Raw genomic sequence first — 23,591 nt, forward strand, 5'->3', positions numbered from 1 at the left:
GTGTTTTTCTAGGTTCCTGTTGATCCTTCCCGCACCCGCGCCGGCACCCCGGAGCGTCAGGTGTGGTCAGTGGAGGGGGCAGGCTTTCGGAGTCCCACAACAATGCAAGATCTCCTTTATTTCCTGCAACAGCTTATTAACGGGCTGACGATCGGGAGCACCTATGCCCTGATCGCCATCGGCTACACGATGGTTTACGGCATCATTGGCATGATCAACTTTGCCCATGGTGAGATCTACATGATCGGTGCCTACACCGCACTGATTGCCATTACCGGACTCGCTGCCCTTGGTATTGCCTGGCTTCCGCTGATCCTCATCGTTGCGCTCGTGTGCGCCATGATTGTTTCCAGCACCATGGGCTGGGCAGTCGAGAGGGTCGCCTACCGACCGGTTCGTGGACGCCACCGGCTGATCCCGCTGATTTCCGCCATCGGCATGTCCATTTTCCTGCAAAACTACGTCCACCTGGCCCAGGGCTCCCGCAACATTGGTTTTCCCGCACTGATTGAGGGCGGTTTCCGCTTCGGCAGCGCGGACTCGTTCCAGACGTCGATTTCCTACATGCAGATTACAATCTTCATCACCACGCTGATCTGCATGACCCTGCTGTCCCTGTTTATATCCCGGTCACGTATTGGCCGTGCCTGCCGTGCCGTCTCCCAGGACCTCGGCATGGCCAGTCTGCTGGGCATCGATACCAACCGCATCATCTCGGCCACTTTTGTGATTGGCGCCGCCCTGGCGGCGGTTGCGGGCCTTCTGTTGGGCATGTATTACGGCTCCATCGACCCACTATTCGGGTTTATCGCTGGATTGAAGGCCTTCACCGCGGCGGTGCTTGGCGGCATCGGCAGCATCCCCGGCGCCATGTTGGGTGGGCTCATCCTCGGCGTTGCCGAAAGCATGACTTCCGGGTATCTCAGCGGGGAATACAAGGACGTGGTGTCTTTCGGACTGCTGATACTCATTCTTCTCTTCAAGCCTACCGGCCTGCTTGGTAAACCGGAGGTGGAAAAGATCTGATGGCTGCACATAACCTGAAACACGCGCTGTTCTGCGCCATTGTCACACTGATCATTGCCTATCCGATCCTCGGCCTGAACCTGGTCGCGTCGGGAACGGATATCGTCCTGGAAGGCGCCACGACCCAGACCGTTATTTCGGTCCTGTTCGCGGCAGTGGTTGTCTTTCTGTTCCAGTTGTTCCGCGACAACATCATGGGGGCTCTCGGCAAGGCTCCGGCACTCAATCCACTGGCCAACCGCCAGCCCATGGAGCAAAGCAAACGGCTGAAACTGGAATCCACCATTCTGACACTGATCATCATCGGGGCACTGATCTGGCCCTTCTTCGTATCCCGGGGGTCGGTCGATCTGGCCACCCTGGTGCTGATCTACATTATGCTGGCCCTGGGCCTCAACGTGGTGGTCGGGCTCGCCGGGCTATTGGACCTGGGCTACGTGGCCTTCTATGCCGTCGGTGCTTACACTTTCGCCCTGTTGTCCCAGTATTACGGGGTTTCCTTCTGGTTTGCACTACCCATTGGCGCCCTGCTGGCCGCCCTGTTCGGCCTGGTACTGGGTTTTCCGGTACTGCGGCTCAGGGGCGACTACCTGGCAATTGTGACCCTCGGTTTCGGTGAGATTATCCGTATCCTGCTGAATAACATGACCAGCCTGACCGGCGGTCCCAACGGCATTGGCGGCATTCCCGATCCGACACTGTTTGGCATGGAGTTTGGCCGGCGCGTCAAGGAAGAAGGCAACGTTTCCTTCCATGAAACCTTTGGCATCGCCTACAGCAGCGAGCACAAGATCATTTTTCTGTACCTGATTGCCCTGGTTCTGGCCGTCATTACCGCCCTGGTCATCCGCCGCCTGATGCGCATGCCGGTCGGCCGCGCCTGGGAAGCCCTGCGGGAGGACGAAATCGCTGCCCGCTCGCTGGGCCTGAGCCGTACCTCGGTGAAACTGTCCGCGTTTACCATCGGCGCGTTCTTCGCCGGCTTCGCCGGAACTGTCTTTGCCTCCAAACAGGGCTTTATCAGCCCCGAATCGTTTGTCTTCTTGGAATCCGCCATCGTTCTGGCGATTGTGGTACTCGGTGGTATGGGCTCGCAGCTCGGCGTCATCCTCGCGGCCATCGCAGTCACCATCCTGCCGGAACTTGCCCGGGAGTTCTCCGAATACCGGATGCTGATCTTCGGTGCCGCCATGGTACTGATGATGGTCTGGCGCCCGCAGGGTCTGATGCCCATGCGTCGCATCCATATCGAACTGCAAAAACTGGAGTAACGGACGATGCTTGAAGTACAGAATCTGTCCATGCGCTTTGGCGGGCTCCTGGCGGTCGATCAGGTTTCCCTCGACGTTGAGGAACACGAAATCGTGTCCATTATCGGCCCCAATGGTGCCGGCAAGACTACCGTGTTCAACTGCATGAGTGGTTTCTACAAACCCACCGGTGGCAAAATCCTGTTCGAAGGACGCGAGGTTCAGGGCAAACCGGATTTCCGGATCTCCCGCCTGGGAATGGTCCGCACGTTCCAACACGTTCGCCTGTTCAATCGGATGACCGTGGTGGAGAATCTGCTGGTCGCCCAGCACCGCCACCTGAATACCAACCTGATCTCCGGTTTGCTGAAAACGCCAAGCTACCGTGAGCGGGAACAGAAATCCCTGGATCGAGCCAGTTACTGGCTCGATCGGGTGGGCTTGCTGGACCTCGCCAACCGGGACGCCGGCAACCTGGCTTATGGCCAACAACGACGGCTGGAAATTGCCCGCTGCATGGTAACCGAACCTAAGCTGCTGATGCTGGATGAACCTGCGGCCGGCCTCAACCCGGCGGAAACCCGGGACCTGAACCAACTGATTGTCAGTCTCAAGGAAGACTACAACGTGTCCGTCGTGCTTATTGAACACGATATGAGTCTGGTGATGGATATTTCCGACCGCATCAACGTCATTAACCAGGGGCGCCCCCTGGCCAACGGCACGCCGGACGAAATCCGCAGCAACGACGACGTCATCAAAGCCTATCTGGGTGAGGCCTGAGGAAACTCCATGCTAGTACTAGAAGATGTCCATACCCACTACGGCAAGATCGAGGCGCTGCACGGGGTGTCCGTGGAAGTCAGGAAGGGCGAGATTGTTTCGCTGATCGGAGCCAATGGCGCCGGCAAGACGACACTGCTGATGACCGTCTGCGGAAATCCCCAGGCCAGCTCCGGCCGGATCATTCTGGAGGGGCGGGATATTACCCGCCAACCCACGGCCACCATTATGCGCTCCGGTATTTCGATAGTTCCCGAGGGCCGGCGTGTGTTCTCCGGCCTGACCGTAGAGGAAAACCTTCATATGGGGGGATTCTTCAACACCAAGGCCGAAATCCGCAAGAGCCAGGATCACGTCTATGAACTGTTCCCGCGGTTGAAAGAGCGCGAACACCAGCGTGCCGGCACCATGTCCGGCGGCGAGCAGCAAATGCTGGCAATTGGCCGCGCGCTGATGAGCAAGCCGAACATGATCATCCTGGACGAACCGTCCCTGGGGCTGGCACCGCTGGTGATCAGGCAGATCTTCGAGATCATCGGACATTTGCGGGACGAGGGTATTACGGTGTTCCTGGTCGAACAGAACGCCCACCAGGCGCTGAACCTGGCTGATCGGGGCTATGTGCTGGAAACTGGCAAGATCCGGCTGCACGACACCGGCAAGAATCTGCTGGCTAACCCGGATGTCCAGAATGCCTATCTCGGGGGGTAGGCAACTAAAAACCGGTACGACTGGATACAGAAAGGCCGGGGCATGCTGTCATGCTCCGGCCTTTCTGTATCGAACACCCGAACGTAATTACTTCACGCTCTTGATGGTGCCCTTGTAGCCCTCAACGGTTACGTCGATGGTGCCATATACCAGGTAATCATTCTTCTTGACGGTGTAACGCGGGGCCACAATGACATCCGCACCGGAAGCGGAGATGGCATTGTAGGCAGCTGCGGACTTGACTGAAGCAACCGGGTCCAGGCCACCCAGGCCGAACGCGCCGCCGGCGCCGTTACCGTATTCCATGCCATCTGCATACTCATTGTCATCACTCATGGTGAAAAACAGAACCTTGGTGGCAGAGGACTGACCGGTAATTTTCTCGCCAACTTCGATATCGGCCTTGATATCGGTACCCACGGAACCGTTGAGCGGAACCGGGCTGGAGCTGACGTTCAGGGAGGAGCAGCCGGTCATTGCGCCGGCCAGCAGCAGGCTGGATGCGATAAGTGCTTTTTTCACAGAAGTATCTCCATATGTTGTGTGTAAGCCTTCATGGCCGCGCGCACTATACCCAAAGAACCCTTATATAACAATATTGATAACCTTTTAATTTTGTTAGTTCTTTTTAGAATATGAACACGTGATCACATTTTCCACTCTTTTCGGGACAAATCAATCACTCACATCGCTGTAACCTTGTTTTTCATGGAATTGGACTATACTCAACGGAACGGTCAACCTGTCTCCACGGGAAATCAGTCAGGGCCGTTACCGTGCCGATTCCACGAACGCAGGCAAACCGGCACGGCAAGCGACGAAAGCTAGACCACAACAAGGAGTGGATAATGAAAAAACTGATCGCAGGTGCAATTCTTCTGGGCGCATCATCCATGGCTTTTGCACAGCCTGGTTGTGGCGTGGGCGCCATGATCTGGAAGGGCCAGTCCGGTATTGCCCCCCACGTTCTCGCGGCCACCACCAACGGCACGTTCGGTAACCAGACCTTCGGCATGACTACCGGTACGCTGGGCTGCCAGACCAACCAGTCCGTTCAATCCATGGCCATGTATATGGACAGCAACATCGACAAGGTTGCCCGTGACATGTCTCGCGGCTCCGGCGAGAACCTGGAAACCCTGGCGGTGCTGTTGGGCGTAGATGAAGCGGACCGTGACTCGTTCCGTCAGATCCTTCAGGACAACTTCGCAACCATCTTCCCGAACTCCGAAACCACCTCCGGCGAAGCGGTAGACGCTATCGTGGCGCTGCTGGAAAAAGATGAGGCTCTCAGCAAGTACGTGGCTGCCTGATCTTTCAACATCAAGGGACCCATTGCGCCAGGGACGGCGCACTTCGCTGACATAACCCATCCGCCCAACCCGGATTCGACTGACTATTCATGCGCACTACGCTTCAGTACGGGCTGGCCCTGATATGGCTGGCAGCAGGCACCCACACATCCGCCACCCCCTTACCCGATACAGGACAGCTTCACGAACACCCCGACTGGCTCACCCTGCTCCACTATCAGCCCGACCGTTATTCCGATGGCTATACCAGCCAGGCCGACGATGACGCTTTTTTCCTCAGCGAGAGCGGCAAACACTCCCCCAAAGCCGAATTACTGGCCACGGTAGCAGCCATCAGCAAACCCGGCGACGGCGACGATCACGCCCGTTGCCGTTTTCCCGCCAGGGACCGTTGGCTGAGAGAGCAGTTGGATCTGCCCCGAAACAAGATCGACTGTCCCGGTTACAATGAGTGGAAAGACACCCTGAACACCGAAACCGTGACTCTGGTATTTGCGGCGTCCTACCTGAACAGCCCGTCCTCTATGTTTGGTCATACGTTCATCCGCCTGGACCCTCCCCAGGACGACGAGGAAGCCGACCTGCTGCTGGCTGACACCATCTCTTACGCGGCGGACGCAGAAGCCCACGACAGCGAAATCCTGTTCGCCTACAAGGGCATTTTCGGAGGCTACCCGGGCATTACCTCCATCAAACCCTATTATGAGATGGTGCGCCTGTATTCCGACATCGAACACCGGGACCTGTGGGAGTACCAGCTAAACCTGACCCAGGACGAGGTGGACGTGATGCTCGCCCATGCCTGGGAGCTGAAGGACATCAACTTCGACTACTACTTCTTCGACGAAAACTGCGCCTATCGGCTGCTGGCACTGATCGACGTGGCCCGACCCGGCACCGACCTGCTCGACGAAGTCAGCACCCACGCCATCCCCTCGGATACCGTGCGCTGGGTGGTGGACAAGGAGCTGGTGGAAAAGGTCAAGTACCGGCCTTCGGCGGCAACCAGCGTGACCCACTCACTGGACAACCTGCCCGCGGACCACCAGACACTGGCGGCGGCGATTGCCAACGGCTACGTGGCGGTGGATTCCGAAGAGGTCAACCGGCTCCCCAAGCGGGAAAAAGCGCATCTACTGGACGCTACCTACGATTACGTGCGTTACCAGAGTGAAGCCGAAGCCTGGCCGCGGGAACATGCGGCTCCGCTATCGCACGACCTGCTCACTACCCGCAGCCGGATTCGCGATGTCTCCGCCCCCGAAAAGCCACCCGAACCGGAAGTACGCGACGACCAGGGCCATGACACCTTTCGCGCCAGCCTCACCGGCGGTCGTATGGGAGACCGCAACTTTAGCCAACTGACCTTGCGTCCGGCGTACCACGACGTTCTCGACCCGCCTGCCGGGTACCGGGGCGGCGCCCAGCTACAGTTCCTGCGCTTTGATGCCCGTTATTACACTGATAACGACGAACTGCAGGCAGAACAGCTTATTGGCGTGGAAATCCGCTCACTATCGCCCCGCAACCAGTTCTTCTCGCCCTTGTCCTGGCAGGTAGGTTTTGGCGGACGTCGCACCGACACCGAAACCCACCGGGTGTTCACGCCCTACCTGGAAGGCGGCGCCGGCGGCAGCTGGAACTTTGGCCCCGGCATCCAGGCCTTTGCGCTGGCCACCGCCGACCTGGAAATCGACAACGACCTCAGCAAAGGCTATGACGCCGCCCCCGGCGCCGACCTCGGGCTATTGCACCAGAACAACCGCTTCAGCCTGATGGCCGGCGCCAAAACCAAGGCCTGGATCGTCGGCAACCAGCACCGCCAGGACCAACTTTACACCAGGGCCGGCTGGCACTTCGGACGGGACTTCAGCCTGTTCGGAGAATTCAGTCGCGAAGCCCACTACGACAGGTACCGCACCACATGGCAACTGGGTCTGCACGCCTACTTCTGAAAGGTTTCGCCAGCGCCGGCCTGGCACTGACCCTGCTGTTGCAAACCGGCTGCAGCAGCGTGTTCTTCTATCCGGACAAAGTCACCTACATCACCCCGGACCGCCTCAACCTCGAATATGACGACGTGCTCCTCGACACCACGGACGGCGAAAAACTCCACGGCTGGTGGCTGCCCGCAGACGCCGCTGAAAGCGACCCCAAGGGCACCGTTTACTTCCTCCATGGTAACGCCCAGAACATCAGCAGCCACCTGATGAACGTCGCCTGGCTGCCCGAGAAAGGCTATAACGTCTTCCTCATCGACTACAGGGGCTACGGCCGCTCCACCGGCGCACCCGATATAGAAGGCACCCTGCACGACAGCGAAGCCGGCCTGCGTTGGTTAATGGAACAATCACAAACCAATGATCGCCCGATTTACCTCCTGGGCCAGAGTCTGGGCGGCGCCCTCGGCATCGCCTTGGCCAGCGAATGGGTACAACGGCAGGAAAAACCACCTCTTGAAGGTGTCATCCTGGACGGCACCTTCTCCGGCTTCCGCAGCATCGCGCAGGAAAAGCTGGGCAGTTTCTGGCTGACCTGGCCGTTCCAGATACCACTGAGCCGGACCATCACCGACGACTACGAGGGCGTGGATCACATATCGCGGATCAGCCCGGTGCCGGTGATGGTTATCCATAGCGTGCGGGATGGGATTATTCCGTTTCACCATGGGGAGGCATTGTATGAGGCGGCGAATGAGCCCAAACAGTTTCTGCCGACCGATACGCCCCATGCGGCGACGTTCGTGATCCCGGCTTATAAAGAGGCTGTACTAGGGTTTATGGAAGGGAGTCCTGAATAGCCTATACCAATTGTCGGATTACGCCTGCGGCTAATCCGACCTACGTTTAGAGGGCACCGATGAACTATGGGCAGGGGTTGAAAGGAGCCTTCCAACCCCTGCTGGCACAAAATCAGCAGACAACAAAAAGCCCGCCAGACTCCGAAGAGTGGCGGGCTTTTTTGTCGGATTACGCCTACGGCTAATCCGACCTACCTGAAGGGGATAACCTTAGGCAGAGAAATCGGTCGGCTCGTCGCCTTCCTTGATTTCCTTCATGGACAGCTTCACGCGACCACGGTTGTCCACATCCAGCACCTTGACCAGAACTTCCTGACCTTCGCTCAGCTCGTCAGTCACATTCTCGATACGACGATCAGAGATCTGGGAAATGTGTACCAGACCATCCTTGCCGGGCAGGATGTTAACGAAAGCACCGAAGTCCACAATGCGCTCAACGCGGCCTTTGTAGATAGCGCCAACCTCAATCTCCGCCGTGATTTCCTTAACCCGGTTAACCGCCGCCTGGGCCGCTTCCTGGTTATCCGCGTAGATCTTCACGTTGCCGTCGTCATCCAGATCGATGGAAGCACCGGTCTCATCACAGATGGAACGAATAGTGGCGCCACCCTTACCGATGACATCACGGATCTTGTCCGGATTGATCTTGATCGCAGTGATGCTCGGTGCGCGGGCAGATAGCTCGGCACGCGGCTCGGAGATCACCTTGTTCATCTCGCCGAGGATATGCAGACGCGCCTCGTGGGCCTGCTCCAGAGCAATTTCCATGATCTCGTCGGTGATGCCGTTGATCTTGATGTCCATCTGCAGGGCGGTCACGCCCTCTTTGGTACCGGCAACCTTGAAGTCCATGTCACCCAGGTGATCCTCGTCACCCAGGATATCGGTCAGAACCGCGAACTTGTCGCCTTCCTTGACCAGACCCATGGCAATACCGGCCACCGGCGCCTTGATCGGCACACCAGCATCCATCAGCGCCAGACTGGAACCACAGACGGAGGCCATGGAGCTGGAGCCGTTGGATTCGGTGATTTCGGATACCGCACGGATAGCATACGGGAACTCTTCCAGGGTCGGCATGACCGCCAGAACACCACGCTTTGCCAGACGACCGTGACCAACCTCACGACGACCCGGGGTGCCCACACGACCGGCTTCACCAACGGAGTACGGAGGGAAGTTGTAGTGAAACAGGAACGGGTCCTTGCGCTCGCCTTCCAGGGCATCGATGATCTGAACATCGCGGGAAGTACCCAGCGTGGCAGTCACAATAGCCTGTGTCTCACCACGGGTGAACAATGCAGAACCGTGAACGCTGGGCAGAACACCCACTTCAATATTAATCGGACGCACGGTCTTGTTGTCACGGCCATCGATACGCGGCTTGCCTTCGATCACCTGATTCCGGACGATGGATTTTTCCACCTTGCCGAAATACTTCTTGACCTCATCTTCGGAAGGCTGACCTTCCTCTTCACCCGCCAGCTTCTCGACCAGCGCAGTTTTAATCTCGCCCAGACGTGCGTAACGCTCCATCTTGTCGCGGATGTTGTAGGCTTCCTCGATCGCAGCGGAAGCCTCGGACTTGACGGCATTCAGCAGCTCAGTGTTCTCCGGCTCTGGCTGCCAGTCCCAACGCGGCTTGCCGATTTCAGCGGCGAATTCCTTGATGGCGGTTACGGCGGTCTGCATTTCCTGATGGCCATACAGTACGGCGCCCAGCATCTGATCTTCGGTCAGGCCCTTGGCTTCGGATTCCACCATCAGAACCGCGTCTTCGGTCCCGGCAACCACCATGTCCAGCAGGGAGGTTTGCAGCTCTTCAAAGGTCGGGTTCAGGAAGTAGCCCTTTTCGTTGGTGTAAGCCACTCGGGAAGCACCAATCGGACCGTCGAACGGAATGCCGGAAATGGACAGCGCGGCAGAGGCGGCCAGCATGGCAGCAATGTCCGGATCCTGATTCTTGCTGGAGGACATCACCGTGGTGATGACCTGGACTTCGTTCATGAAGCCGTTCGGAAACAGCGGACGGATCGGACGGTCGATCAGACGGGAAGTCAGAGTCTCTTTCTCGGAAGGACGACCTTCACGCTTGAAGAAGCCGCCCGGAATTTTACCAACCGCGTAGGTCTTCTCGAAATAGTTGACGGTCAGCGGGAAGAAGGGCTGCCCCGGCTTTGCTTCCTTGGCACCAACAACAGTACCGAGAACGGAAATGTCGTCGATAGTGACGAGAACGGAACCGGTTGCCTGGCGGGCAATACGACCGGTTTCCAGAGTGACGGTCTTGCCACCCAGTTCAAAACTTTTCTTTACGGGATTCAGATCCACGGTAACTCCTGAAATCATCTTGTCCAAATTGACTCGGCCTCTCCGCCCCTGCGGATTGGCCGCTACAGCTACAGGATGTTCGTGAGATAATCCGAAGGGTAACCCGCCTGAAAGCTAACAGGCTGTTGCAAAACCCCGGGCATCGACAATCATTCCGCATGGGGAACTCAGAGCCGGGCTTTTCAACAACCTGCTATCAATTTCGGCTTTCCATTACGACAGGAAATCCCGATTACCACCAACAAACTCACTGCAGCATTGCTGATCTGAGAAAAGCACAACTGGCGAGGCACCCAAGGCACCCCGCCAGTTGATGGTCAACACATCCCGAACACGGGCGGTTAACCGTCAGGTCGCTAAGACGACCGGATTAGCGACGCAGACCCAGACGCTGGATGAGCTCCAGGTAACGGTCAGCGTTTTTACGCTTGAGGTAGTCCAGCAGCTTACGACGCTGGTTTACCATCCGGATCAGACCACGGCGGGAATGATGATCCTGCTTGTTGGTCTTGAAGTGATCCTGCAGCTTGTTGATGTTGGCGCTCAGCAGAGCCACCTGAACTTCAGGGGAACCGGTATCGCCATCACCTTGCTGAAAATCCTGAACGATCTGTGCTTTCTCATTGGCAGACAGTGCCATAACTCACCTCATGGTTTGCGATGCAATTGAATACGGCCGAACCACGCATCTCTACAGCCCGGCTAACCAGCCTCCGCGATTGATAACCGCGTCAGCTGCTCTTCACCAGTCGGCGAGGCACCAGTCTGGTGGCCTCCCCTTCCGGGAATGCTTCTGCCAACCCGATGAACCGTTCATTGCCATACAGGCGAACGAACCCATCAACGGGCTGACCCGATATTCTAACTGGTTGTCCGTTAATTATCGATACCAGCGACTGACCGCTCAGCTCCCGCTCCGGGAACATCGACAGGGCCGCATCCGGAGCCACTAACAAGCCATCCAGACTCTCGCCCCGTTCGCGCATGGCCTCAAGCTTATCAACAGGATAAGCATCTGCCAGTGTAAAACCCGAAGCCATGGTACGGCGCAACGCAGTGACATGGGCCCCGCATCCAAGTGCCTCACCGATATCCTCAACCAGTGAGCGGATATACGTACCCTTGGTACAACTGACAGCGATATCCAGCTCATCATCACGCACATCAAGCAGTGTCAGTTCGTAGATGGTGACGGGGCGGGCAGGCCGCTCGACCTCGATGCCTTCACGGGCGTATTCGTAGAGCGGACGCCCCTTGTGCTTGAGCGCCGAGTACATGGACGGCACCTGTTGGATATCACCACGAAACCGTTCCAGTATCGGCTCCAGGGCGGCGGAATCCAGGCTCGCGGGCACGGGTTTCTCCTCAACCACAGCACCTTCGCTGTCACCGGTTTCGGTGCGCACGCCCAGCTTCGCCGTGGCGATGTAGGCCTTGTCACTGTCCAGCATCATCTGGGAGAACTTCGTAGCCTCACCAAAGCAGAGGGGAAGGACACCCGTTGCCAGCGGATCCAGCGCGCCGGTATGGCCGGCCTTGGCCGCACCAAACAGGCGCTTGACCTGCTGCAGGATGCCATTGGAGGTTACATCCAGAGGCTTGTCGATCACCAGGATACCGTTAACGTCACGGCCTTTGCGTCTGCGACTCAAGCGTCTCGCTCCGGATCATCCGAGGAAGTATCGTCATCGGAGACCGCTGGCTTGTCACCCACGGCCTGCCGAATCAGGTTATCCATCTTGCGGCTGTAACCCTGAAGAGTATCGAAGTGGAACCTCAACTGCGGCATGACCCGCAGCTTCATGGCCCGACCCACCTGACCGCGCAAGAATCCGGACGCCTTGTTCAGCACCGCCAGGGATTCCTTGACCTCGGGCGATTCTTCCGTCAGCTCTTCCGTGGACAGCAGGGACACATAGATATCAGCGTACCCAAGGTCGCGGCTTACCTTGACGGCATTGACCGTGACCATGCCGACCCGCGGGTCTTTTACTTCCCGCTGGATCAGTTGGGCCAGCTCACGCTGCATCTGATCGCCGATGCGATCAATACGACTGAACTCTCTTGGCATCAGGCCCCCGTGGACTCGAGCTTACGCTCGACTCTGACACGATCGAAGACTTCGATCTGGTCACCGACTTTTACATCGTAGCCCTTAACACCGATACCGCATTCCATGCCGTTACGGACTTCCGGTACGTCGTCCTTGAAGCGACGCAGAGATTCCAGCTCGCCTTCAAAGATAACCACGTTGTCACGCAGCACACGGATCGGCTTGTTACGGTAGACAGTGCCTTCGGTCACCATACAGCCGGCCACCTGACCAAACTTCGGTGAACGGAAGACATCACGTACGTCCGCAATACCCACGATGTCTTCGCGGAATTCAGGCGCAAGCATGCCGGTCAGGGCCGCTTTTACATCATCAATCAAGTTGTAGATGATGCTGTAGTAGCGAAGGTCCAGACCCTCCTGTTCAACCAGACGCTTGGCCGCCGTATCCGCACGAACATTGAAACCGAAGATCACGGCATTGGTTGCCATCGCCAGGCTGACGTCGGTTTCGGCAATACCACCGACGCCAGACGACACGATCTTGACCTGCACTTCTTCGTTACCAAGATCCTGCAGGGCCTTGGAGATGGCTTCCAGAGAACCGCGCACGTCGGTCTTGAGGACAACGTTGAGGGTTTTGACCTCGTCCTTGCCCATGTTCTCGAACAGGTTCTCGAGCTTGGCCGCCTGCTGACGCTGGAGACGCTGCTCGCGCTCGCGGGTCTGGCGGAACTCGGCCAGCTCTTTGGCCTTCTTCTCATCGGCTACGGCGAAGAACTCGTCGCCGGCATCTGGAGTACCGTTCAGGCCAAGAATCTCGACCGGAATGGACGGACCGGCTTCCTTGGTCTGCTTGCCGGCTTCATCCGTCATGGCGCGCACCTTACCGAAGTAAGAGCCGGCTACAACCATGTCGCCCTGGCGCAGGGTACCGTTCTGGACCAGCACAGTCGCAACAGAACCACGGCCACGCTCCAGACTGGATTCGACCACTACACCCTTGGCCGGTGCATCCGGAGACGCTTCCAGCTCGAGGATTTCGGCCTGCAGCACCAAGGCTTCCAGCAGGTCGTCGATGCCCTGACCGCTGTGCGCCGAAACCGGGACAAACTGGACATCACCGCCCCAGTCTTCCGGAATCACATCCATACTCGCCAGCTCGTTCTTGATACGGTCCGGGTCGGCTTCTTCTTTATCCATCTTGTTGATGGCAACAACGATCGGCACGCCGGCGGAACGGGCATGCTGTACCGCTTCCTTGGTCTGCGGCATAACACCGTCATCAGCCGCTACCACCAGAACCACGATATCCGTGCACTGGGCACCACGCGCACGCATTGCCGTAAAGGCCGCGTGACCAGGGGTATCCAGGAAGGACACCATGCCGTGGTCGGTTTGCACGTGGTAGGCACCGATGTGCTGGGTAATACCGCCGGACTCGCCAGACGCCACCTTGGTGCGGCGAATGTAGTCCAGAAGCGAGGTCTTGCCGTGGTCAACGTGCCCCATGACACTGACCACCGGCGCCCGCTTGGTCTTTTCCTTACCCTCGAAGGAGAATTCGCTGAGAACCTCTTCCTCGAACGCATCTTCACTGACAGCTTTCGGAGTATGGCCCAGCTCCTCAGTCACCAGGATCGCAGTTTCCTGATCCAGTGCCTGGTTGATCGTTGCCATAACGCCCATGCCCATCAGCGTCTTGATTACGTCTGCCGCCTTGACCGCCATACGCTGGGCAAGGTCGCCAACAGTAATGGTCTCGGGAATCTGTACTTCTCTAACCATTGGTTTGGTCGGCCTCTCAAAGCCGTGACGCTTCTCTTTGGGTTTCTTTTTCGCACGCAGTGGCTTGCGTAGCGTGGTGTCCTCTTCGTCCTCATTGATAATCAGAGGCTCGTCGACCGGACGGCTGCGAGGTCCGCGGTGACCCGCGGATTTCTTCTTCGGCTTGCCTTCATCCGGCTCATCACCGCGCTCACGAACCTTTTCCTTTTTCTTCTTCGGCTTGCGATCTTTGCCTTCGCCTTCCTCAGGCGGCGGAATCGGCATGTCCTCAGGCGCAGGAATGGAGACCTCTTCCTTTTCCTTCTTCTTAGGCTCCGCCTTCGCCGCAGGCTGGTCTTCGGCCGGCGCTGACTCTGCCGCCGGCGCCGTTTCCGCAGTGGTTGCCTTATCAGCTTCCGGCTGGGCCGGCTGCTCTGCCGCTACTTTCGGTGCTTCCTGAGCCGTTTCCTGCGCTGCAGGGGCTTCTGCCGCCGTTTCTTCCGGCTGGGGAGCTTCCGACTCCGGTGCCAGTTCGGCGCGCTTGATGTATGTGCGGCGCTTGCGAACTTCTACATTCACTGTCTTGGCGCGGCCGGCTTTGAGAGTGGTGGTGGTTTTACGCTTCAGAGTAATCTTGTTCGGCTCTGCGTTACTATCACCGTGATTCTTTCTCAGATAAGCCAGCAACTGCTGCTTCTCATCGCTGGAGACAGAGTCATTCTCGGAGCGGGCTTTCAGCCCCGCCTCAACGATCTGCTTCAGCAAACGATCCACGGGAGCGCCTACGTCTGCGGCCAGTTGTTTTACCGTTACTTCAGCCATACAGGTCCTCCTCCCGAATTAGGCCTGGTCTTCAAACCAGGGTGCGCGTGCGGTCATAATCAGCTGCCCCGCACGCTCTTCATCCATACCTTCAATATCGAGCAGGTCATCGACTGACTGCTCGGCGAGATCTTCCATGGTACGAACCCCCATACCTGCCAGCTTGAAAGCCAGGCTACGGTCCATACCCTCCATACCGAGAAGATCTTCTGCGGGCTCTGAGCCCTCAAGCGCCTCTTCACTGGCCAGGGCCTGATTCAACAGAACATCCTTGGCACGACGACGCAGCTCAGTGACGGTCTCTTCATCAAATCCGTCAATGGCCAGCATTTCCTCCATGGGGACGTACGCCACCTCCTCGATGGACGTAAACCCTTCCTCGATCAATACGCCGGCAAACTCCTCATCCACATCCAGATTGCTGGTAAAATGCTCGAGCAGGCGATTGTATTCCTGCTCCTGACGCTCACCCGCTTCCTCTTCCGTCATCACGTTCAGAGTCCAGCCGGTCAGCTCGGTGGCCAGGCGCACATTCTGGCCGTTACGGCCAATGGCCTGGGCCAGGTTATCTTCAGCGACCGCCACCTCCATGGTATGACGATCCTCATCCATTACGATGGACGCCACTTCCGCCGGTGCCATGGCATTGATCACCAACTGTGCGGGGTTATCGTCCCACAGTACGATATCAACACGCTCACCACCCAGTTCATTGGAAACGGCCTGGACACGGGAACCCCGCATGCCCACACAGGCCCCAACCGGGTCGATGCGGCGGTCATTGGTCTTCACCGCAATCTTGGCACGGGAGCCGGGATCACGGGCCGCGCCGCGAATCTCGATCAGATCCTCGGCGATTTCCGGAACCTCAATGCGGAACAGCTCGATCAACATCTGTGGGTCGGTACGACTCAGAATCAACTGGGGACCGCGATGATCGGTGCGAATCTCCAGCAGGAGGGAACGAACACGATCGCCCATACGGAAAGTTTCCCGTGGAATCAGGTGTTCACGCGGCAGTAACGCTTCCGCATTGGAACCCAGATCGACGATGACATTGTCACGGGTAACCTTCTTGACGGTGCCGGAGACCAGTTCGCCAACACGGTCACGGTAACTGTCGACAATCTTGGTGCGCTCAGCTTCGCGAACCTTCTGGAAAATAATCTGCTTGGCTGCCTGGGCGCCAATCCGACCGAAGGCTACCGATTCCACCTTCTCCTCGTGGATATCTCCAGGCTTCAGCGCAGAATCGATCTCTTCCGCTTCCTGCATGGTGAGCTCGGTGCCCAGCGCCGGAACGGCATCGTTATCGACAACCAGCCAGCGACGGAAGGTTTCGTATTCGCCGGTGCGACGATCGATGGAAACCCGGATATCGGCTTCTTCATCTTCGTAACGTTTTTTGGCAGCGGTGGCGAGCGCCAGCTCAATTGCTTCAAAAATGACATCCTTCTCGACACCTTTTTCGTTCGAGACGGATTCAACCACCAGCAAGATCTCTTTACTCATTGGATTGCCCTGCCCTTAAAAATAAACTTTGCGTCCACCGACTTACTCAAAAACCGGAACGATGTTGGCTTTCTCGATACTGTCAAACGGCAACAGATATTCGTGGTCGTCGACTACGATCACGACGTCATCGCCTTCCACGCCCTTGATCAGACCCTGAAACTTGCGACGCCCCTCAAAAGCCATTCGCAACTTCAACTGGACCTGGTAACCGGCAAAGGCCTCGTACTGTTCAGGACGAAATAGCGGTCGATCCATCCCCGGAGAGGACACCTCGAGGGTATATTCGGTCTGGATAGGGTCTTCCACGTCCATGACGCCACTGACTTGCCGGCTGACTTTTTCACAGTCCTCTATGCCGATGCCGTTCTCGGCATCGTCAATAAAAATTCTCAACAGGGAATGATGGCCCTGTGAGCGAAATTCCACGCCCCAGAACTCGTACCCCAGGCCTTCAACGACCGGCCGCAATATGTCTTCCAGTTGCTTTAGCTTGGCTGACAAGGTTTTACTGTCTCCATCTTTTGATTTCCAAACTCCGGGATTCCCCGAACCCCGGAGTTTTCCGGACCCCGGAAACAAAAAAAGGGCTGTTGATCAGCCCTTTTTATGCACCAGGGCCTGATGCGCCAGGCCCCTTAATCAAAAAGCCCCGAACGAGTGGGGCCTTTTGTTGCAAGAACTCACAGGAAACAACCCATTCAAAACGTTTCCTGCTGACAGACACCTGGCCTGCCAGAAGCCGGCCGGGCACTGCCCAGAGCCTGCTCCAATATCCGCCGGAGTATAGAGATGCCGGCAAGACTGGTCAAGGACTGACCAAAAAAAACGGCCTGGAAACTCCAAGCCGTTTTTCTTCTATATGGTGCCCAGGGCCGGACTCGAACCGGCACGGCTTTCGCCACTACCCCCTCAAGATAGCGTGTCTACCAGTTCCACCACCTGGGCAACACCTTTACTCGAGCTCGGGAAGTTCGTCTTCACTTGAGGACTCCCCGCTCTCGGCTTCGCCTTCCTCAACATCCACCGGAGCAGCCGCTTCAGAAGACTCCTGGACAACCGGAATACCGGCCTCACCAGCGACTTCCGCACGCTGCTTGGCAAAAATTGCCAGCGAAAAACTTGTTACAAAGAACACAACCGCCAGAAGGGTGGTCAGTCGTGTCAGGAAGCTACCGCTACCCTGACTACCGAATACGGTCTGTGACGCACCGCCACCAAATGCCGCACCGGCATCCGCACCCTTGCCCTGCTGGATCAGCACCAGACCCACCAGCGCCACCGCGATAACCACGTGCACAACGACAACCAGTGTTTCCAACCAATCCATAACGACTCTCTAATGACTCTTGCTAATGGCTTTCGCGAACCTTTAACTTTCAGGACCTGCCGGCATGGCCTGGCAGATACTCACAAAATCTTTTTCAACCAACGACGCCCCGCCGATCAAACCACCGTCTATATCCGGCTGGGCAAAAAGAGCGGCTGCATTATCCGCTTTTACACTGCCGCCGTAAAGCAGGGAAGTCTCTTCCGCCGGTGCGCCCATGTCTTTCAAAACACGGCGAATTGACTGATGCATTGCCTGCGCGTCATCGGCAGTGGCCGTCTTGCCGGTTCCTATGGCCCAAACCGGCTCATAGGCAACCACAACATTCTGCCAACCCTCTCCGGCCACACCCGCCAGGCCTTTACGGACCTGCGCTGATACCACCTCTTCGGCCTGCCCGGCCTCACGCTCTGCCAGGGTCTCGCCAACACAAACAATGGCGACCAGCCCCTGAGACAACAACTGCGCGACTTTTTCCGCAACCGCTGCATCGGTCTCAGCAAACAACTGCCGGCGCTCGGAATGACCAACCAGTGCGTAGCGACAGCCACAGTCTTTTGCCATGCCAGCAGACACTTCACCGGTGTAGGCTCCGGATTCCCAGCACGCAACGTTCTGCACACCGACCGCAAGCTGATCACCCGCCAGGGCCTTCACATCCCGGACGTACAGGGCGGGAGGAATAATAACAGTCTCCACACCATTATCAAGGGATGACACCCCTGACCGGACATAGCCAACCAGTTTTTCCACCAGGTCTCTCGACCCGTTCATTTTCCAGTTTCCGGCTACGATCTTACGGCGCATAACAGCCCCCGAATTCAAGGGAGGGCGAACTATACAGCAGTCCACCCGACCAGACAACTCTCCCACACAGAAACTCAGGCACGGGAACTCTCGACAATCACCGCGAGCTCTTCCGCTATGCGAGTGATTTCAGAGGCATTCTGCCCCTCCGTCATGACGCGGATCAACGGCTCGGTACCGGATGCCCTCAGCAGTACGCGCCCGGTATCACCCAGATCAGCCTCCGCCTTACGCACGGCGACCGCGATGTCTTCGCGCCCGAGCGGATCAAAACGCTGATCCACCCGAACGTTGATCATCTTCTGCGGCAACTTGCTCATACCCCGACGCAACTCTGCAAGCGTCCTGCCTGAGCGACGGACAGCCAACAGGACCTGAAGCGCCGACACAATACCATCACCGGTGGACGTGCAATCTCTTATCACCATGTGACCAGAGCCTTCACCACCCAACAGCCAGTCATGCTGAAGAAGGCGTTCCATGACGTACCGATCCCCTACCTTGGCACGCTCAAACTCGATGCCCTGCTCCCTCAGTGCCAACTCAACACCCAGATTGGTCATTAGAGTACCAACCACTCCGCCGCGGAGGGTTCCCGCAGCGTGCCGCTGGGAGGCAATGATGTACAGAAGCTCATCCCCGTCCACTTCTGAGCCGTCACGATCCACCATCAACACCCGGTCACCGTCACCATCAAAGGCAATCCCCAGGTCTGCCTTCTTTTCCAGCACCGCCCGCTTCAGGGCATCCAGATGGGTCGAACCGACCTCTTTGTTGATATTGAGGCCGTCCGGCTCGGCGCCGATCACCGAGACCCTGGCACCCAGCTCACGAAACACCTTGGGAGCCACATGGTAAGTTGCACCGTGGGCGCAATCCAGTACGACACTCAGGCCTTCCAGGGTGAACTCATTCGGTACCGTGCTTTTACAGAATTCCACGTAGCGGCCAGGCGCATCATCTACCCGGAATGCCTTACCCAGGTCCGCGGCATCGCACACCTTGATCGGCTCGTCCATCCAGCGCTCGATTTCCGCTTCCAGGGCGTCATCGAGCTTGGTGCCGTTGGCAGAGAAGAACTTGATGCCATTGTCATGATGGGGATTATGAGAAGCGCTGATAACGATCCCGGCAGACGCCCTGAAAGTCCGGGTCAGATAGGCGATAGCGGGTGTAGGCATCGGCCCCAGCAACTTGACGTCGACACCGGCAGCGGAGAGCCCCGCCTCCAGGGCGGACTCAAACATATACCCGGAAAGCCGGGTATCCTTGCCGATCAGCACGCTATTGCGCTGACCTGCCCGCTTGAATGCCTGGCCGGCAGCCCACCCCAGATGCAGCATGAACTCGGGGGTAATCGGAAACTCCCCGACACAGCCACGAATGCCATCCGTGCCAAAATATTTTCTCTCGGTCATCGACCAGCCTCCTTCATGGCCGCCACAACCCTGACGGCATCCACGGTTTCCCAGACATCGTGGGCGCGAATAATGGATGCACCCTTCAAAGCGGATATTGTCGCGGCAGCAAGACTCGCCGGCAACCGTTCATTTACTTCGCGACCAGTAATATGGCCCAACATGCTTTTACGGGAGACACCCACCAGCAAGGGGTGCCCGAGAATATGAAGCTGCTCCAGGGAAGCCAGCAACTGCAGGTTATGTTCAAGCGTTTTCCCAAACCCGAAGCCGGGATCAAGAATGATGTTGCCCGGCTCTACGCCCGCCGCCTCAGCCACACGCATACGCTCGGTCAGAAAAGAGCTCACCTCCCGCCGCACATTTCGGTATTCGGGATTGTCCTGCATGGAATCCGGCTCGCCCTGGATATGCATGAGACAAACCGGAATACCTGCCGCGGCCGCGACTTCCGGCGCACCATCACGCTGCAGAGCACGCACATCGTTAATCAGGCCAGCACCCAGTTTGGTGACTTCAGCCATCACCTCGGGAGCGGAGGTATCCACCGAAATGACCGTATCCAGCTCCCGGGCGATCGCTTCCACCACCGGGCAGACCCGCTCCAACTCCTCTGCCACCGACACTTTGGCAGCTCCGGGCCTGGTTGATTCGCCACCAACATCGATAAAAGCCGCACCGTCTTCCACCATCTGGCTGGCGCGGGCGAGCGCGGTATCCGGCCGGCTAAAACGTCCGCCATCGGAGAAGGAATCCGGTGTGACGTTAAGAATACCCATGACGTGGCAACGGGACATATCCAACACCCGGCCGGCGAAATTCATCTCCATAGGCAATCCTTTCAAGCAGCACACAAAAACAAACGCCGCCCGAAAGGGGCGGCGCCGTCAGATAAAACAGACTGTTATCAGGTCAGCGCCGTCAGTGTTCGCCTGCGGGGCGACCCACACCGGGCTGCTTCCCATCATCAGAGCCTCGCGACGCGGACGCCGACTCGGGCTCCTCGGATGACACACCACCAGTCGGACCATTGTCCCCCCAGCCTTTCGGCGGACGAGGCACCCGACCTTCCATGATGTCGTCAATCTGATACCGGTCAATGGTTTCGTACTTCATCAGCGCATCGGCCATCAGATCCAGCTTGTCACGATTCTCAATCAGCAGCTGTTTCGCCTTCTCATAGCATTCATCGATGATGTTGCGAACTTCCTCATCAATGCGCTGTGCAGTTTCAGGCGAGTATACCGTCTGCGCCTGACCTGCGGAGCGGCCCAGGAACGGCTCTTCACTGTCAGTATCATACTGCAGAGGCCCCAGCTTCTCGGACAGCCCCCAGCGGGTCACCATATTGCGAGCCAGACTGGTTGCGCGTTCGATATCGTTAGAGGCACCGGTGGTCACACCATCGAAGCCAAGGGTAAGCTCCTCGGCAATACGACCACCAAACAGGCTGCAAATCGAGCTGATCAGGAAGCGCTTGCTATGGCTGTATTTGTCCTCTTCCGGCAGGAACATGGTGACACCCAGGGCCCGCCCACGGGGGATAATGCTCACCTTGTACACCGGGTCGTGCTCCGGCATCAGGCGTCCGACAATGGCGTGGCCGGACTCATGATACGCGGTGTTCCGCTTTTCTTTCTCGCTCATCACCATGGACTTGCGCTCGGCGCCCATCATGATCTTGTCCTTGGCGAGCTCAAACTCCTCCATCGACACCAGGCGCTGGTTACGGCGCGCCGCGAAAAGCGCCGCCTCGTTCACCAGGTTGGCCAGATCGGCACCGGAGAATCCGGGTGTACCACGGGCAATCAGCACCGGCTCCACGCCGTCTGCCAGGGGCACTTTCTTCATATGCACCTTGAGGATCTGCTCACGGCCGATGATATCCGGCAGTCCGACCACAACCTGACGGTCAAAGCGGCCCGGACGCAGCAACGCAGGGTCCAGCACATCAGGACGGTTGGTCGCGGCAATGACGATCACGCCTTCGTTGCCTTCAAAGCCGTCCATTTCAACCAGCAACTGGTTCAGCGTCTGTTCACGCTCGTCGTGACCGCCGCCCATCCCAGCGCCACGATGACGACCAACGGCATCGATCTCGTCAATGAAGATAATACAGGGGCTCTGCTTCTTGGCCTGCTCAAACATGTCACGGACACGGGACGCACCCACACCCACGAACATTTCCACGAAGTCGGAACCGGAAATGGAGAAGAACGGCACCTTGGCTTCACCAGCGATGGCTTTTGCCAACAGCGTCTTACCGGTACCCGGCTGACCGACCATCAGCACGCCCTTGGGAATACTGCCACCCAGGCGCTGGAACTTGCTCGGATCCCGCAGGAAGTCCACCAACTCCTTGACGTCTTCCTTGGCCTCATCGACACCAGCGACATCGCCAAAGGTGGTCTTGATCTGATCTTCGCTCATCAGCCGAGCTTTGCTCTTGCCGAACGACATGGGGCCTTTGCCACCGCCACCGCCCTGCATCTGCCGCATGAAAAACACGAACAGAGCGATGATGATCAGAATGGGGAAGGCAGCAACCAGCAGTTGAGTCCAGAGGCTCTGGCGCTCAGGCTCCTTGCCGATGACTTCGACGCGATTTGCCAGCAGGTCATCCATCAGCTTGTTGTCGGACACCTGGGGGCGGATAGTCTGAAACTGAGAGCCATCCCCACGGGTGCCCTGAATCTGCAGACCATCAATGGTGACCTGACGGACCTGTCCGTCCTGTACCATCTCGACAAACTGCGAGTAATTGACCTGTTGTCCGCTGGTGGTGGGAGTAAAGTTCTGAAACACCATCAGCAGTACGGCGGCTATGATTAGCCAGAGAACCAGATTTTTTGCCATATCGTTCAAGGATCGTCACCTGTGAATTGAAAGGTTGACCGTCTTCAGGGAAACCTTTTTGAACACCTTACACCAATTGTACGCCGCTCCACCACATTCGGCCCATCCGTATCAGCCACAGAGCACGCCGAATATCCAACCCCAAAAGACTGCACGAATCAGCCCCTGAAGCCCTTGCAGACCTGATAGATCTCCCGGGATCTTGCCCTGGAGGAATCAGGCTTGCGACTCACAACCGTATTAAAACTTTTCCGCATATCAGCCAACAGTGCATCAAAACCTTCACCCTGAAACACCTTGGCCACGAACACCCCTCCGGGACGGAGCACCTGTTGAGCCATATCCAGCGCCAGCTCCACCAGGCCCATCGCCCTGGGAATATCCACGGCAGCCATACCACTCATATTGGGCGCCATATCGGAAATTACAACGTCTGCCTTTCGATCTCCCAGAATTCCCAACAATTCTTCCAGTACCGAATCCTCGGTGAAATCGCCCTGAACAAAATCCACACCGGCGATCGGATTCATTGGCAAAATATCACTGGCCACCACAACACCGTTATCCCCGACCCGCTCCATCGCCACCTGGGACCAGCCTCCCGGGGCTGCACCCAGATCCACAACGACCTGGCCGGGACGAAACAACCGGTCCTTGTTGTCCAGCTCAATCAGTTTATAGCTGGCACGGGAACGGTAGCCATCTTCCTGGGATTTTTTGACCCAGACATCATCGAAATGTTCCTTGAGCCAGCGATCACTGGTTTTTGAACGGGCCAAAACAAACCTCCGAAATAAAACAGGAACAGACGCG

21 protein-coding genes and 1 tRNA gene are annotated in these 23,591 nt (G+C 57.5%); 7 read left to right on the plus strand and 15 right to left on the minus strand.

Annotated features, from left to right (window positions below; translation table 11 throughout):
• The first annotated feature begins 102 nt into the window (after window positions 1–102).
• From livH to EHN06_RS17105, 4 genes are read left to right on the plus strand one after another with little or no spacing between them, the layout of a single operon-like run.
• Window positions 103–1,026 carry a high-affinity branched-chain amino acid ABC transporter permease LivH gene (livH, locus tag EHN06_RS17090; RefSeq protein ID WP_127333718.1) on the plus strand — a complete coding sequence of 308 codons (924 nt, stop codon included), beginning with the start codon at window positions 103–105 and terminating at the stop codon, window positions 1,024–1,026.
• Window positions 1,026–2,297, plus strand: coding sequence for a high-affinity branched-chain amino acid ABC transporter permease LivM (locus EHN06_RS17095; RefSeq protein ID WP_127333719.1), 1,272 nt, complete (start codon window positions 1,026–1,028; stop codon window positions 2,295–2,297). Before livH ends, EHN06_RS17095 begins: the two co-directional genes overlap by 1 nt.
• A 6-nt stretch (window positions 2,298–2,303) precedes the next feature.
• Window positions 2,304–3,059, plus strand: a complete 756-nt coding sequence (gene livG, locus EHN06_RS17100) for a high-affinity branched-chain amino acid ABC transporter ATP-binding protein LivG (RefSeq protein ID WP_127333720.1) — start codon at window positions 2,304–2,306, stop codon at window positions 3,057–3,059.
• Window positions 3,060–3,068: 9 nt separating this feature from the next.
• Window positions 3,069–3,770, plus strand: coding sequence for an ABC transporter ATP-binding protein (locus EHN06_RS17105; RefSeq protein WP_127333721.1), 702 nt, complete (start codon window positions 3,069–3,071; stop codon window positions 3,768–3,770).
• A gap of 87 nt (window positions 3,771–3,857) precedes the next feature.
• On the opposite strand, the gene EHN06_RS17110 is transcribed toward EHN06_RS17105, so the two are convergent.
• Window positions 3,858–4,292, minus strand: a complete 435-nt coding sequence (locus EHN06_RS17110) for a hypothetical protein (RefSeq protein WP_206075678.1) — start codon at window positions 4,290–4,292, stop codon at window positions 3,858–3,860.
• A 326-nt stretch (window positions 4,293–4,618) separates the two neighbouring features.
• On the opposite strand from EHN06_RS17110, the gene EHN06_RS17115 reads away from it, so the two are divergent.
• The 3 genes from EHN06_RS17115 (at window position 4,619) to EHN06_RS17125 (ending at window position 7,883) form a co-directional block, all read left to right on the plus strand.
• Window positions 4,619–5,083, plus strand: coding sequence for a DUF3015 domain-containing protein (locus EHN06_RS17115; RefSeq protein WP_127333722.1), 465 nt, complete (start codon window positions 4,619–4,621; stop codon window positions 5,081–5,083).
• Between the two features lie 89 nt (window positions 5,084–5,172).
• The gene (locus EHN06_RS17120) at window positions 5,173–7,038 is read left to right on the plus strand and encodes a DUF4105 domain-containing protein (RefSeq protein WP_127333723.1); all 1,866 of its coding nucleotides are present in this window, start codon (window positions 5,173–5,175) and stop codon (window positions 7,036–7,038) included.
• The gene (locus tag EHN06_RS17125) at window positions 7,008–7,883 is read left to right on the plus strand and encodes an alpha/beta hydrolase (protein ID WP_127333724.1); all 876 of its coding nucleotides are present in this window, start codon (window positions 7,008–7,010) and stop codon (window positions 7,881–7,883) included. The genes EHN06_RS17120 and EHN06_RS17125 overlap by 31 nt, the downstream gene beginning before the upstream one ends.
• A 210-nt stretch (window positions 7,884–8,093) precedes the next feature.
• Here the strand turns inward: EHN06_RS17125 and pnp are convergent, their stop codons facing one another.
• The 14 genes from pnp to rlmE all read right to left on the minus strand — a co-directional run bounded on the left by pnp (window position 8,094) and on the right by rlmE (window position 23,557).
• A complete protein-coding gene (gene pnp / locus EHN06_RS17130; protein WP_228257496.1) occupies window positions 8,094–10,208 on the minus strand; it encodes a polyribonucleotide nucleotidyltransferase in 2,115 nt (704 codons plus the stop codon).
• Between the two features lie 376 nt (window positions 10,209–10,584).
• Complete coding sequence (rpsO, locus tag EHN06_RS17135) at window positions 10,585–10,854, minus strand: 30S ribosomal protein S15 (protein ID WP_127333726.1); 270 nt, start codon at window positions 10,852–10,854, stop codon at window positions 10,585–10,587.
• 91 nt (window positions 10,855–10,945) lie between these two features.
• Window positions 10,946–11,866 (minus strand): tRNA pseudouridine(55) synthase TruB, encoded by a 921-nt coding sequence (gene truB, locus EHN06_RS17140; protein ID WP_127333727.1) that lies wholly within the window; start codon window positions 11,864–11,866, stop codon window positions 10,946–10,948.
• A complete protein-coding gene (rbfA, locus tag EHN06_RS17145; RefSeq protein WP_127333728.1) occupies window positions 11,863–12,285 on the minus strand; it encodes a 30S ribosome-binding factor RbfA in 423 nt (140 codons plus the stop codon). Before rbfA ends, truB begins: the two co-directional genes overlap by 4 nt.
• The gene (gene infB / locus EHN06_RS17150; protein ID WP_127333729.1) at window positions 12,285–14,855 is read right to left on the minus strand and encodes a translation initiation factor IF-2; all 2,571 of its coding nucleotides are present in this window, start codon (window positions 14,853–14,855) and stop codon (window positions 12,285–12,287) included. The genes rbfA and infB overlap by 1 nt, the downstream gene beginning before the upstream one ends.
• 18 nt (window positions 14,856–14,873) lie before the next feature.
• On the minus strand, window positions 14,874–16,367 hold the full coding sequence (nusA, locus tag EHN06_RS17155) for a transcription termination factor NusA (RefSeq protein WP_127333730.1): 1,494 nt from the start codon (window positions 16,365–16,367) through the stop codon (window positions 14,874–14,876).
• A gap of 42 nt (window positions 16,368–16,409) precedes the next feature.
• Window positions 16,410–16,871, minus strand: a complete 462-nt coding sequence (rimP, locus tag EHN06_RS17160; protein ID WP_127333731.1) for a ribosome maturation factor RimP — start codon at window positions 16,869–16,871, stop codon at window positions 16,410–16,412.
• A 359-nt stretch (window positions 16,872–17,230) separates the two neighbouring features.
• A tRNA-Leu gene (locus EHN06_RS17165) sits at window positions 17,231–17,315 on the minus strand.
• Window positions 17,316–17,322: 7 nt separating this feature from the next.
• Entirely contained in the window at window positions 17,323–17,697 is a 375-nt protein-coding gene (secG, locus tag EHN06_RS17170; RefSeq protein ID WP_127333732.1) for a preprotein translocase subunit SecG, read from the minus strand.
• 42 nt (window positions 17,698–17,739) lie between these two features.
• Window positions 17,740–18,504, minus strand: coding sequence for a triose-phosphate isomerase (gene tpiA, locus EHN06_RS17175; RefSeq protein ID WP_127333733.1), 765 nt, complete (start codon window positions 18,502–18,504; stop codon window positions 17,740–17,742).
• Window positions 18,505–18,578: 74 nt separating this feature from the next.
• A complete protein-coding gene (gene glmM / locus EHN06_RS17180; protein WP_127333734.1) occupies window positions 18,579–19,922 on the minus strand; it encodes a phosphoglucosamine mutase in 1,344 nt (447 codons plus the stop codon).
• The gene (gene folP / locus EHN06_RS17185) at window positions 19,919–20,752 is read right to left on the minus strand and encodes a dihydropteroate synthase (protein ID WP_127333735.1); all 834 of its coding nucleotides are present in this window, start codon (window positions 20,750–20,752) and stop codon (window positions 19,919–19,921) included. The genes glmM and folP overlap by 4 nt, the downstream gene beginning before the upstream one ends.
• A 91-nt stretch (window positions 20,753–20,843) precedes the next feature.
• Window positions 20,844–22,778 carry an ATP-dependent zinc metalloprotease FtsH gene (gene ftsH / locus EHN06_RS17190; RefSeq protein ID WP_127334486.1) on the minus strand — a complete coding sequence of 645 codons (1,935 nt, stop codon included), beginning with the start codon at window positions 22,776–22,778 and terminating at the stop codon, window positions 20,844–20,846.
• A 158-nt stretch (window positions 22,779–22,936) separates the two neighbouring features.
• Window positions 22,937–23,557: a 23S rRNA (uridine(2552)-2'-O)-methyltransferase RlmE gene (gene rlmE, locus EHN06_RS17195; RefSeq protein ID WP_127333736.1), complete on the minus strand. Its 621-nt coding sequence runs from the start codon at window positions 23,555–23,557 to the stop codon at window positions 22,937–22,939.
• Between the last annotated feature and the right edge of the window lie 34 nt (window positions 23,558–23,591).

Source organism: Marinobacter sp. NP-4(2019), assembly GCF_003994855.1.
Classification (GTDB): Bacteria; Pseudomonadota; Gammaproteobacteria; order Pseudomonadales; family Oleiphilaceae; genus Marinobacter.